Annotated in this window: 11 protein-coding genes; 4 read left to right on the plus strand and 7 right to left on the minus strand. The window is 72.2% G+C overall.

Annotated elements, in window-relative coordinates:
• Positions 1-4: 4 nt before the first annotated feature.
• Positions 5-505, plus strand: coding sequence for a PH domain-containing protein (locus AB0398_RS19745; RefSeq protein WP_366376726.1), 501 nt, complete (start codon positions 5-7; stop codon positions 503-505).
• Complete coding sequence (locus tag AB0398_RS19750) at positions 502-2,043, plus strand: PH domain-containing protein (protein ID WP_366376728.1); 1,542 nt, start codon at positions 502-504, stop codon at positions 2,041-2,043. The genes AB0398_RS19745 and AB0398_RS19750 overlap by 4 nt, the downstream gene beginning before the upstream one ends.
• 34 nt (positions 2,044-2,077) lie before the next feature.
• Here AB0398_RS19750 and pgl read toward each other — a convergent pair whose 3' ends face one another.
• From pgl to tkt, 5 genes are read right to left on the minus strand one after another with little or no spacing between them, the layout of a single operon-like run.
• Entirely contained in the window at positions 2,078-2,860 is a 783-nt protein-coding gene (gene pgl, locus AB0398_RS19755; RefSeq protein ID WP_366376730.1) for a 6-phosphogluconolactonase, read from the minus strand.
• Positions 2,857-3,945 (minus strand): glucose-6-phosphate dehydrogenase assembly protein OpcA, encoded by a 1,089-nt coding sequence (opcA, locus tag AB0398_RS19760; protein WP_366376732.1) that lies wholly within the window; start codon positions 3,943-3,945, stop codon positions 2,857-2,859. Before opcA ends, pgl begins: the two co-directional genes overlap by 4 nt.
• The gene (zwf, locus tag AB0398_RS19765) at positions 3,942-5,474 is read right to left on the minus strand and encodes a glucose-6-phosphate dehydrogenase (protein ID WP_366376734.1); all 1,533 of its coding nucleotides are present in this window, start codon (positions 5,472-5,474) and stop codon (positions 3,942-3,944) included. Before zwf ends, opcA begins: the two co-directional genes overlap by 4 nt.
• A gap of 4 nt (positions 5,475-5,478) precedes the next feature.
• The gene (gene tal, locus AB0398_RS19770) at positions 5,479-6,597 is read right to left on the minus strand and encodes a transaldolase (RefSeq protein WP_366376736.1); all 1,119 of its coding nucleotides are present in this window, start codon (positions 6,595-6,597) and stop codon (positions 5,479-5,481) included.
• Positions 6,598-6,634: 37 nt separating this feature from the next.
• Positions 6,635-8,722, minus strand: coding sequence for a transketolase (tkt, locus tag AB0398_RS19775; protein ID WP_366376738.1), 2,088 nt, complete (start codon positions 8,720-8,722; stop codon positions 6,635-6,637).
• Between the two features lie 312 nt (positions 8,723-9,034).
• Here tkt and AB0398_RS19780 point away from each other — a divergent pair, with 312 nt between their 5' ends.
• The gene (locus AB0398_RS19780) at positions 9,035-9,982 is read left to right on the plus strand and encodes a heme o synthase (RefSeq protein ID WP_366376740.1); all 948 of its coding nucleotides are present in this window, start codon (positions 9,035-9,037) and stop codon (positions 9,980-9,982) included.
• 97 nt (positions 9,983-10,079) lie between these two features.
• A complete protein-coding gene (locus AB0398_RS19785) occupies positions 10,080-10,424 on the plus strand; it encodes a hypothetical protein (RefSeq protein WP_366376742.1) in 345 nt (114 codons plus the stop codon).
• 100 nt (positions 10,425-10,524) lie between these two features.
• Here the strand turns inward: AB0398_RS19785 and AB0398_RS19790 are convergent, their stop codons facing one another.
• Entirely contained in the window at positions 10,525-11,484 is a 960-nt protein-coding gene (locus AB0398_RS19790) for a COX15/CtaA family protein (RefSeq protein ID WP_366376744.1), read from the minus strand.
• Positions 11,485-11,557: 73 nt separating this feature from the next.
• A complete protein-coding gene (locus tag AB0398_RS19795) occupies positions 11,558-12,322 on the minus strand; it encodes an ABC transporter permease (RefSeq protein WP_366376746.1) in 765 nt (254 codons plus the stop codon).
• Positions 12,323-12,374: the final 52 nt, after the last annotated feature.

The raw sequence follows: 12,374 nt of genomic DNA on the forward strand, positions 1-12,374 counted from the left end.
AGCGGTGCGGGGGGAGAACGCGGTGCGGCTGAGGCCGCCGAGGAACGCCGTGGACGGACGGGCCGTCGCCTGGTGGCGGACCCAGCTCCTGGTGACCACCGTCCTGCCGGTGGCGGTCCTCGCCGTCCTCGGCGCGCTGATCGGACCCGCCAGGGCCTGGCTGCTCGTCGCGGCCGGTGCCGTGGCGGCCGCGGGCCTGGCCTGCACCGCGTTCCTCCCCGCCTGGTGGTTCCGGGTGCACCGCTGGGAGGTCACCGACGAGGCCGTCTACGTGCGCACCGGGGCCCTCTGGCAGGAGTGGCGGATCGCCCCGATGTCCCGGATCCAGACCGTCGACACCTCGCGCGGGCCCCTGGAGCAGTACTTCCGGCTCGCCACCGTCACCGTGACCACGGCCTCCTCCGAGGGCGCGATCCGGATCGAGGGCCTGGACCACGAACGGGCCGCCGACCTGGCCGAACGGCTGACCGCCGTCACCCAGGCCACACCCGGGGACGCCACGTGAACGAGCCGGCCCCCGAGGCGGAGTGGCGGCGGCTCGATCCGCGCACCCTGCTCGCCACCGCCGCCGTCCTGTGCGGGGTGGCCGGCGGCGCCGGGCTCCCCGTCGCCCTCGGCCTCGCCGGCTCCCGGCCCCTCTGGCAGGCCCTCGCCTGGGTCCTCGCCGGCGCCCTGCTCCTGGTCATCGGCGGCACCGGCGCCGACTCCGTCCGCCTGCGCCGCACCCGCTACCGCGTCGGCCCCGAGCGGGTCGACCTCCACACCGGCCTGCTCCACCTCAAGCGCCGGTCCCTGGCCCGCGAGCGCATCCGCAGCGTCGACCTCACCGCCAACCCCCTCCAGCGCGTCCTCGGCCTGGTCAAGGTCCGCATCGGGACCGGCGAGCACAGCGGCGGCGACGCCGCCCTCGAACTCGACCTGGTCGCCCGCGCCGAGGGCGAACGGCTCCGCCGCGCCCTCCTCACCCGCGCCACCGGATCCGGCGACCCCCGCCACGACGGCGCCCTCGCCTCCCTCGACCCGCGCTGGATCCGCTACGCCCCCGTCTCCTTCGTCGCCCCCGCCCTCGGCGGCGCCGCCGCCGGAGCGGTCATGCAGGTCAGCGAGTGGTTCGGCGCCCAGGGCGAGGTCATCGACTGGATAGGGGAGCGCTTCGACTCCGTCGCCATCCCCTGGATGATCCTCTGGCTGGTGCTCGTCGCCCTCGCCGTCGGGGCCGTCGGCGCCCTCGGCCTCTGGGTCGAGATGTGGTGGAACCACCGCCTGGAGCGCGAGCCCGGCGGCACCCTGCGCGTCACCCGGGGCCTCCTCACCGCCCGCTCGGTCTCCATCGAGGAGCGGCGGCTGCGCGGCGTCGAGCTCGTCGAACCGCTCGGCGTGCGCCTCTTCGGGGCGGCCCGCGTCGACGCCGTCGCCACCGGCCTCGCCGAGAAGGACGAGGACAAGCACGGCGACCTCAAGAACCTGGTGCCGGCCGTCCCCCGGCCGTTCGCCGACCGGGTCGCCGCCCAGGTCCTGCGCGAGCCCGAACCCCCCACCGGGGCGCCGCTCGCCGCCCACCCCCGGGCCGCCCGGAACCGGCGGATCCGCTGGGCCCTGTGGAGCGCCCTGGCCCCCGCCGCGCTCCTCGCCGTCCTCGGCCTCCTGCTCACCCCGGTCCTGCTGTACGTGGCGGCCGGCTGGACCGTCGTCCTCACCCCGCTCGCCCTGCTCCTCGCCCTCGACGCCCACCGCAACCTCGGACACGGCGTCAGCGGGGCGTACCTGGTGACCCGTTCGGGTACGGTCCGGCGGGCCACGGTCGCCCTCCAGCGCTCCGGCGTCATCGGCTGGACCGTCAAGCAGTCGTACTTCCAGCGCCGCGCCGGCCTCCTCACCCTCGCCGCCACGACGGCGGCCGGATCGGGCGCGTACGAGATCCTCGACGCCGGCCGGAGCCAGGGCCTGAGCTTCGCCGCCGAGGCCGTACCGGGTCTCCTCACGCCCTTCCTGGAGCCCGTGGACACCCCGGAGACGCCGGAGGCCCGGTCCACCGAGGGGTGAACCGGGCCTCCGATCGACGCCGATCTGGGGAGGATCAGGCCGTGGCCGGCGGATACAGGCTCCGCGGCAGCTCCGAGGCCGCCGCCGAGTCGAGCAGCCACAGCGTGCGCGCGCGGCCGCGGGCGCCGGCCGCCGGGGCCTGCACCTCGCCCGCGCCGGACAGCGCGATCGCCGCCGCCTTCGCCTTGTCCTCACCGGCCGCGAGCAGCCAGACCTCCTGCGCCGCCCGGATCGCCGGGAGCGTCAGCGAGATCCGGACCGGCGGCGGCTTCGGCGCGCCGCGCACCCCGACCACCGTCCGCTCGGTCTCGCGCACGGCGGGCAGCTCGGGGAAGAGCGAGGCCACGTGCGTGTCCGGGCCGACGCCGAGCATCAGCACGTCGAAGGCCGGCACGCCGCTGTGGCCGACGGGACCGGCCGCGGCGGCCAGCTCCTCCGCGTAGGCAGCGGCGGCGGCCTCGACGTCGTCGCCATACGGTCCGTCCGAGGCGGGCATGGCGTGCACCCGCGCGGGGTCCAGCGGCACCCGGTCGAGCAGCGCCTCGCGGGCCTGGGTGACGTTCCGCTCCGGATCCCCGTCGGGCAGGTACCGCTCGTCGCCCCACCACAGGTCGAGCCGCGACCAGTCGACCGCGTCCCGCGCGGGCGCCGAACCGAGCGCCGCGAGCAGCCCGTTGCCGTTGCGCCCGCCGGTCAGCACCACCGAGGCGGAGCCCCGGGAGGCCTGGGCGTCCACGATCCGGGTGATCAGCCGGGCGGCGGCGGCCTGCGCCATCAGCTCCTTGTCGCGGTGGACGACGAGCTGCGGGGCGCTCACTTGGCCGCCGCCTTCCTGGCCGGGGCCTTCTTCGCGGCGGACTTGGCGGCGGGAGCGGCCTTCTCCTCCGTGGGGGAGGCCTCGGAAGCGGTCTCGGAGGTCTCTGTCTCCACGGAGACCTCGACCTCCTCCTCCGGCTCAGGCGCGGTGACCGCCGCCCGCTCGTCGAGCCGCTCGACGCCGAACTTCAGCGCCGCCGCGTAGGTGTCGTCCGGGTCGAGCCGGCGCAGCTCCTCCGCGATCAGCTCGGCCGTCTCGCGGCGCTTGAGCGCCACCCCGCGGTCCGGCTGCCCCTCGATGGAGAGCGTGGCGAGCGAGCCGTCCGGCCGGTCGAGCACGATCGGCCCGCAGTCGGTCTCCAGGCGTACGGAGGTGAGGCCGGGCCCCGCCGACTTCGAGCGCCGCACCGGCACCTTCAGCCGGTCCGCCACCCACATGGCGAGCAGTTCCACGCTCGGGTTGAACTCCTCGCCCTCCACCTCGGCGGCGCTGACCTCGCACGCGACCTGGTCGAGCGCGGCGGCCAGCATCGAACGCCACGGGGTGATCCGGGTCCAGGACAGGTCCGTGTCGCCCGGGGTGTAGGTCTCCGCCCGCGCCGTCAGCTCCTCGATGGGCTGCTCGGAGGAGTACGTGTCGGTCACCCGGCGCTGGGCGAGCGCGCCCAGCGGGTCCTTCGCCGGGTCGGTCGGCGCGTCCACCGGCCACCAGACGACGACCGGGGCGTCGGGGAGCAGCAGCGGCAGCACCACCGACTGGGCGTGGTCGACGACCTCGCCGTACAGCCGGAGCACCACCGTCTCGCCGGCGCTGGCGTCGGCGCCGAGGCGGACCTCGGCGTCGAGCCGCGCCTTGGCGCGGTCCCGCGGCGAGCGCGAGACCCTCTTGATGACGACGAGGGTCCGCGAGGGGTGCTCGCGGGACGCCTCGTTGGCCGCCTTCAGCGCGTCGTAGGCGTTCTCCTCGTCGGTGACGATGACGAGGGTGAGCACCATGCCGACGGCCGGTGCGCCGATCGCCCGCCGCCCGAGCACCAGCGCCTTGTTGATCTTGGAGGACGTGGTGTCCGTCAGGTCGGTCTTCATGGCCGGCGCCAGCTCCTGCCGTCTCGTGCGAGCATCTCGTCCGCCTCGACCGGACCCCAGGTCCCGGACTGGTACTGCGCGGGCTTGCCGTGCTCGTCCCAGAACCTCTCGATCGGGTCGAGGATCTTCCAGGACAGCTCGACCTCCTCCACGCGCGGAAAAAGGTTCGAGTCGCCGAGCAGGACGTCGAGGATGAGCCGCTCGTACGCCTCCGGGCTGGACTCGGTGAAGGACTCGCCGTACGCGAAGTCCATCGACACGTCCCGGATCTCCATCTGGGTGCCGGGCACCTTGGAGCCGAACCGCACCGTCACGCCCTCGTCCGGCTGCACCCGGATGACGATGGCGTTGCGGCCGAGCTCCTCAGTCGCGGTGTGGTCGAAGGGGGAGTGCGGGGCGCGCTGGAAGACGACCGCGATCTCGGTGACGCGGCGGCCCAGGCGCTTGCCGGTGCGCAGGTAGAAGGGGACGCCCGCCCAGCGGCGGTTGTCGATCTCCAGCTTCACGGCCGCGTAGGTGTCGGTCTTCGACTGGGGGTCGATGCCGTCTTCCTGGAGGTAGCCGACGGCCTTCTCGCCGCCCTGCCACCCGGCCGCGTACTGGCCGCGGACCGTGGAGGCGCCCAGGTCCCTGGGCACCTTCACCGCGCCGAGGACCTTGGTCTTCTCGGCGGCCAGCGCGTCGGCGTCGAAGGAGGCGGGCTCCTCCATCGCGGTCAGCGCGAGCAGCTGGAGCAGGTGGTTCTGGATGACGTCACGGGCGGCGCCGATGCCGTCGTAGTAGCCGGCGCGGCCGCCGATGCCGATGTCCTCGGCCATGGTGATCTGCACGTGGTCGACGTACGACCGGTTCCAGATCGGCTCGAAGAGGGTGTTGGCGAAGCGGAGCGCCAGGATGTTCTGGACGGTCTCCTTGCCGAGGTAGTGGTCGATCCGGAAGACCTCGTGCGGCGGGAAGACCTCGTGGACGACCTCGTTGAGCTCCTTGGCGGAGGCCAGGTCGTGCCCGAAGGGCTTCTCGATGACCGCGCGGCGCCAGGAGCCGTCCTTCTGGTCGGCGAGCCCGTGCTTCTTGAGCTGCTGGACGACCTTGGGGAAGAACTTCGGCGGGACCGACAGGTAGAAGGCGAAGTTGCCGCCGGTGCCCTGGGCCTTGTCGAGCTCCTCGACGGTGGTCTTCAGCTGCTCGAAGGCCTCGTCGTCGTCGAAGTCGCCCTGGACGAACCGCATGCCCTGGATGAGCTGCTGCCATACCTCCTCGCGGAAGGGGGTGCGCGCGTGCTGCTTGACGGCCTCGTAGACCTCCTGCGCGAAGTCCTCGTCCTGCCACTCGCGCCGGGCGAAGCCGACGAGCGAGAAGCCCGGCGGCAGCAGGCCGCGGTTGGCCAGGTCGTAGACGGCGGGCATCAGCTTCTTTCGGGACAAATCGCCCGTGACGCCGAAGATCACCAGACCCGACGGCCCCGCGATGCGCGGGAGCCGTCGGTCTGCGGCGTCACGGAGCGGGTTGGCTCCGTGTGCTGCGCTCAAGGTGTTACGCCTCCGAAGGTGCGAGGCGCTTCAGCTCCGCCTCGGTGGACTTGAGCAGGTCGTTCCAGGACGCCTCGAACTTCTCGACGCCCTCGTCCTCCAGGAGCTGGACGACCTCGTCGTAGCCGATGCCCAGCTTCGCGACGGCCTCCAGGACCGCGCGGGAGTCGTCGTACGTGCCCCGGATGGTGTCGCCGGCGACCTCGCCGTGGTCGGCGGTGGCCTCCAGGGTGGCCTCGGGCATGGTGTTGACCGTGCCGGGGGCGACCAGGTCCACCACGTACAGGGTGTCCTTGTACGCCGGGTCCTTCACGCCGGTCGAGGCCCACAGCGGGCGCTGCTTGTTGGCGTGCGCCTTGTCGAGGGCCTCCCAGCGCTCGCCGGAGAAGACCTCCTCGTACGCCTCGTAGGCCAGACGGGCGTTGGCGAGGGCGGACTTGCCCTTGAGCGCCTCGGCCTCGTCGGTGCCGATGCCGTCCAGGCGCTTGTCGATCTCCGTGTCCACGCGGGAGACGAAGAAGGAGGCCACCGAGTGGATCTTGGCCAGGTCCAGGCCGCGCTCGCGGGCCTTCTCCAGACCCGCCAGGTAGGCGTCCATGACCAGGCGGTAGCGCTCCAGGGAGAAGATCAGCGTCACGTTGACGCTGATGCCGAGGCCGATGACCTCGGTGATCGCCGGCAGACCCGCCTCGGTGGCCGGGATCTTGATCAGCGCGTTGGGCCGGTCCACCAGCCACGCGAGCTGCTTGGCCTCGGCGACCGTCGCCTTGGTGTCGTGCGCCAGACGGGGGTCGACCTCGATGGAGACCCGGCCGTCCTGGCCGTCGGTCGCGTCGAAGACGGGACGCAGGATGTCGGCGGCGTCGCGGACGTCCGCCGTCGTGATCATCCGGATCGCCTCCTCGACCGTCACCCGGCGGGCGGCGAGGTCGGAGAGCTGCTGGTCGTAGCCGTGGCCCTCGGAGATCGCCTTCTGGAAGATCGACGGGTTGGTGGTGACCCCGACCACGTGGCTCTGGTCGATCAGCTCCGCCAGGTTGCCGGAGGTGATCCGCTGGCGCGAGAGGTCGTCCAGCCAGATCGCGACGCCTTCGTCGGAGAGGCGCTTGAGTGCGTCTGTCATGAGAGTTGCATCTCCAATTAAGTCGTACGTATCGGGGTCAGCGCGCGGCGGCGTCGATCGATTCCCGCGCGGCGGCGACGACCGCCTCGGGCGTGAAACCGAACTCGCGGAAGAGAACCTTCGCGTCCGCCGAGGCGCCGAAGTGCTCCAGGGAGACGATCCGGCCGGCGTCACCGACGTACTTGTGCCAGGTCAGGCCGATGCCGGCCTCGACCGCGACCCGGGCGCGGACCGACGGCGGCAGGACGGAGTCCTTGTACGCCTGGTCCTGCTCCTCGAACCACTCCACCGACGGCATCGACACCACACGGGTGGGCGTGCCGGCGGCCTGGAGCTGCTCGCGGGCCTCGACGGCCAGGTGGACCTCGGAGCCGGTCGCGATCAGCACGACCTCCGCCTCGCCGCCTTCGGCGTCGAACAGCACGTAGCCGCCCTTGACCGTGTCCTCGTTCGGCGCGTACGTCGGCACGCCCTGGCGGGTGAGCGCCAGACCGTGCGGGGCGCCCTTGCCGTAGACCTTGGTGTGGCGCTGCATGATCTCGCGCCAGGCGAGGGCGGTCTCGTTGGCGTCGGCCGGACGGACCAGGTTCAGACCCGGGATCGCGCGCAGCGAGGCCAGGTGCTCCACCGGCTGGTGCGTCGGGCCGTCCTCGCCCAGGCCGATCGAGTCGTGGGTCCAGACGTAGGTGACCGGCAGGTGCATCAGGGCCGAGAGGCGCACCGCGTTGCGCATGTAGTCGGAGAACACCAGGAAGGTGCCGCCGTAGATGCGCGTGTTGCCGTGCAGCGCGATGCCGTTCATCTCCGCGGCCATGGCGTGCTCGCGGATGCCGAAGTGGATCGTGCGGCCGTACTTGTCGGCCTCCGGCAGCGGGTTGCCCTCGGGCAGGAACGACGAGTCCTTGTCGATCGTCGTGTTGTTCGAGCCGGCGAGGTCGGCCGAGCCGCCCCACAGCTCCGGGATGACCGCGCCGAGCGCCTTGAGGACCTGGCCCGAGGCGGCACGGGTGGCGACGCCCTTGCCCGGCTCGAAGACCGGGAGCTTCTCCGCCCAGCCCGCGGGCAGCTCGTTGGCCTCGATGCGGTCGAACTCCGCCGCGCGCTCCGGGTTGGCCGCACGCCACTCCGAGAGCTGCTTCTCCCACTGCGCGCGCGCCTCGCGGCCGCGCTCGCCGAGGGCGCGGGTGTGCCCGATGACCTCGTCGGAGACCTCGAAGGTCTTCTCCGGGTCGAAGCCCAGGACGCGCTTGGTGGCCGCGACCTCGTCGTCGCCGAGCGCCGAGCCGTGGGCGGCCTCGGTGTTCTGTGCGTTCGGCGCGGGCCAGGCGATGATCGAGCGCATCGCGATGAACGACGGGCGCCCGGTCTCGGCCTCGGCGGCCCTGATCGCCGCGTACAGACCGGCCGGGTCCAGGTCGCCGTTCTCCTGCGGCTCGACGCGCTGCACGTGCCAGCCGTACGCCTCGTACCGCTTCAGTGTGTCCTCGGAGACGGCCGTCTCGGTGTCGCCCTCGATCGAGATGTGGTTGTCGTCCCACAGCAGGATCAGGTTGCCGAGCTTCTGGTGGCCGGCCAGCGAGGACGCCTCGGCGGAGATGCCCTCCTGGAGGCAGCCGTCACCGGCGATCGCGTAGACGTGGTGGTCGAACGGCGAGGTGCCGGCCGGGGCCTCCGGGTCGAACAGGCCGCGCTCGAAGCGGGCGGCCATCGCCATGCCCACGGCGTTGGCGACGCCCTGGCCCAGCGGGCCCGTGGTGGTCTCGACGGCGGCGGTGTGGCCGTACTCCGGGTGGCCCGGGGTCTTCGAACCCCAGGTGCGGAAGGCCTTCAGGTCGTCCAGTTCGAGACCGAAGCCACCCAGGTAGAGCTGGGTGTAGAGGGTCAGGGACGAGTGGCCGGCGGAGAGGACGAACCGGTCGCGCCCGACCCACTCGGGGTCGGCCGGGTCGTGGCGCATCACCTTCTGGAAGAGGGTGTACGCGACGGGCGCCAGGCTCATCGCCGTACCGGGATGGCCGTTGCCGACCTTCTGTACGGCGTCCGCGGCCAGGACGCGGGCGGTGTCTACGGCCCGCTGGTCCAATTCGGTCCACTCGAGGTCTGTGGTGGTCGGCTTAGTGCTCACCCTGGGTCAGGGCTCCTCTCCACATGTCTGAAGCCGGTGACTGAGGGTGTACCGGCGGTGTCGAGCCTACCCCCGTCGGACGGCCCTCTTTTCGTGCTCATGCCCCTCAAATGAGCGCACATGGCAAGACTGCCGGTGGCCGTGGCACTTCGCCTCCCGAACCGCGTCCACCCCTTGGGACGTACCCCTTCAACACGACCCCACCCCCGCGAAGATCGGCGTCTGGGCAACGTCTAGAGTGGCGTGGTACGCGCAAGCTTCACCCCGCTTTCATCCGGGGAGCTTGCTGGGATTTCTCTGTCAGGGGTGTGCGTGACGGCCGTCGAGTCCCGACCCGCAGGGGTCGTCTTGACTCCCAGCCCGGGGGGCCATCGGCCGTTCGGGGCCCGCGTCAAGGCATTCGTGGCGCTGACCAAGCCGCGGATCATCGAGCTGCTGCTCATCACGACCGTCCCGGTGATGTTCCTCGCCGAGCAGGGCGTGCCGAACCTCTGGCTGGTGCTCGCCACCTGCTTCGGCGGCTACCTGTCGGCGGGCGGCGCGAACGCGCTGAACATGTACATCGACCGCGACATCGACGCCCTGATGGACCGCACGTCGCAGCGTCCGCTGGTCACCGGCATGGTGTCGCCGCGCGAGGGCCTGGTCTTCGGCCTCACCCTCGCGGTGGTCTCCACCCTCTGGTTCGGCCTGCTGGTCAACTGGCTCTCCGCCTGGCTCTCGCTCGGCGCGCTCCTCTTCTACGTGGTCGTCTACACGATGATCCTGAAGCGGCGGACCGCGCAGAACATCGTCTGGGGCGGCATCGCCGGCTGCATGCCCGTGCTCATCGGCTGGTCCTCGGTCACGAACTCGATGTCCTGGGCCGCCGTCATCCTCTTCATGGTCATCTTCTTCTGGACGCCGCCGCACTACTGGCCGCTGTCGATGAAGGTGAAGGAGGACTACGCGCGCGTGGGCGTGCCCATGCTCCCGGTGGTCGCCTCCAACAAGGTCGTCGCCAAGCAGATCGTGGCCTACAGCTGGGTCATGGTCGCCGTCTCGCTGCTGCTCACCCCGCTGGGCTACACGGGCTGGTTCTACACCGCCGTGGCCCTGGTCACCGGCGGCTGGTGGCTCTGGGAGGCGCACGGGCTCCTGAACCGCGCCAAGGACGGCGCGACGGGCGCCAAGCTCAAGGAGATGCGGCTCTTCCACTGGTCCATCACCTACGTCTCGCTGCTCTTCGTGGCGGTCGCGGTGGACCCCTTCCTCCGCTGACCTCCGTCAGAACCGCTCGGCGACGGCCGGGCCGCGTGGGAAACGCCACGCGGCCCGGCCGTCGCCGTTCGATCTACCCGTCGGTAGCATCCTTGCCATGGCAGACACGACGGCAGACACGACGGCAGGCACGAAGAAGGACGAGCGCAGGGTCGCCCGGCTCACCAAGCAGATCCAGGCCTTCTCCGAGGAGCACGGCGGCTCCGAGGGACACCTGGAGCACATCGGCCAGGCGGGCACCCGGATCGTCCTCGTCGGCGCGGACGGCCTCTGGGGCGACCTGGTCGCCCCGACGTACGCGCTCGCGGAGCGGGCCGCCGAGAAGGCCGGGCTGACGCTCCACGAGGAGTTCGACGGCGAGTTCGCCGCGAAGGTCGTCACCGGTCCGTACGAGTGGACCCGGATGGCGGGCATCCAGATCGGCGGCCCCTCCGACCGCTGAAGCGGCGCGGGCGCACACGCGAAAGGGCCCACCGGCTCGCGGGAACCGGTGGGCCCTTCTGCGTACGTGTACGTGCGCGCGTACGGGAGCGGGCGGGGCCTCAGGCCTTCGCGAGCTCCGGGTCGGCCTGGGCCGGGATCGCCGGTGTGCTCGGCGGGCGCTCGCGCATGCTCAGGGCGAGCCGCACGACCGCGATCCACATCAGCGCGGAGCCGAGCATGTGGGCGGCGACCAGGAGCTCGGGGACCCCGGTGAAGTACTGGACGTAGCCGATGCCGCCCTGGGCGAGCAGCACGATCAGCAGGTCGCGGGCGCGGGCCCGGGTGTCGTCCGGGGCGTCCACCGCGCGCAGGACCAGCCACATCGCGACCGCGAGCGCGCAGACGATCCAGGCGGCGATCGCGTGCAGGTGCGCGGCGTTCGTCCAGTCCCACGGCATGCGCGGGACGTCGCTGCTGTCGCCGGCGTGCTTGCCGGCGCCGGTCACGGTGGTCCCGAGCGCGATCAGCAGGCCCGAGGTGATCGTGATCGCCCAGGACAGCCTGCGGACCGGGCGCGGCACGCGCGGGCGGGGGGCGGTGTCGCCCTCGGCGGTCCGGTGCCAGGTGACGACGGCGACCGAGAGCAGCGCGTTCGCGGCGAGGAAGTGGCCGGCGACCGTCCACGGGTTGAGGCCCATCCACACCGTGATGCCGCCGAGGACGGCGTTGCTCAGCACGATCCAGAACTGGACCCAGGCGAGCCGGGTGAGGCCGCGCCGGCGCGGCTTGACCGAGCGCACGGCGATGATGGCCCAGCCGACGGCCGCCGACAGGACGTACGTCAGCAGCCGGTTGCCGAACTCGATGGCGCCGTGGAGGCCCTGCGCGGGCGTGGCGAAGAGGCTGTCGTCCGTGCACTTGGGCCAGGTGTCGCAGCCGAGACCGGAACCGGTCAGCCGGACCGCGCCGCCGGTGACGATGATGAGCACGCTCATCACGACGGCGGAGAGTGCGGCGCGCCGGAGCGTCCGGGGGGACGGGGTCCAGCGCCGGGCGATGAGGGCGAGGGGGTTCAGCACGGGCCCTATCGTAGGACGGCGCTTGTGCGCGCTTTCACGAGGGGGGCGTATGTGGCCGAACGGAACCTTACGGTTACTCCCAGCGGAAGAACTTCCCCGCCGCCCCGAGCCCCAGGACCGCCCAGACCGCGAGGACCAGCGCGTCGCCCCATGGCATCGTCGCCCCGCCCTGGAGGACGTCCCGCAGGCCGTCCGAGAGGGCCGCGATCGGCAGCAGGGCGAGCACGTCGCCCGCGGCGCCGAACTTCTCCAGGGGCACGATCACCCCGCCGCCCACCAGGAGCAGCAGGAAGACCAGGTTGGCGGCGGCCAGGGTCGCCTCGGCCCTGAGCGTGCCGGCCATCAGCAGGCCGAGGCCGGAGAAGGCGGCCGTGCCGAGGACCAGGAGCAGCAGCACCGAGAGCGGGTTCCCCTGCGGGGACCAGCCGAGCGCGAGCGCGATCGCCGTCAGGAGCGCGATCTGGAGGACCTCGGTGACCAGGACGGAGAGCGTCTTGGCGGTCATCAGGGCCCAGCGGGGGAGCGGCGAGGCCCCCAGCCGCTTGAGCACCCCGTACCGGCGCTCGAAACCGGTCGCGATGGCCTGGCCGGTGAAGGCGGTGGACATCACGGCGAGCGCGAGGACGCCGGGCGTGAGGAAGTCGACGGGCTTCCCGGCCCCGGTGTCGACGACGTCGACGGTGGAGAACAGCACCAGGAGCAGCGAGGGGATGATCACCGTCAGGAGCAGCTGCTCGCCGTTGCGCAGCAGCATCCTGGTCTCCAGGGCGGTCTGCGCGGCGATCATCCGCCCGACGGGGGCGGCGCCGGGCCGGGGGGAGTGGGTGCCCGTGCTCATGACCGCAGTTCCTTGCCCGTGAGTTCGAGGCTGTGCCGACCCGGGGGGCGAC

The organism is Streptomyces sp. NPDC086147 (genome assembly GCF_040702165.1).
Lineage (GTDB): Bacteria > Actinomycetota > Actinomycetes > Streptomycetales > Streptomycetaceae > Streptomyces.

Coding starts and splice junctions, on each gene's coding strand:
- opcA (WP_366376732.1), bottom strand. CDS start 3,945: ATGAAGACCGACCTGACGGACACCACGTCCTCCAAGATCAACAAGGCG.
- tal (WP_366376736.1), bottom strand. CDS start 6,597: ATGACAGACGCACTCAAGCGCCTCTCCGACGAAGGCGTCGCGATCTGG.
- AB0398_RS19785 (WP_366376742.1), top strand. CDS start 10,080: ATGGCAGACACGACGGCAGACACGACGGCAGGCACGAAGAAGGACGAG.
- AB0398_RS19795 (WP_366376746.1), bottom strand. CDS start 12,322: ATGAGCACGGGCACCCACTCCCCCCGGCCCGGCGCCGCCCCCGTCGGG.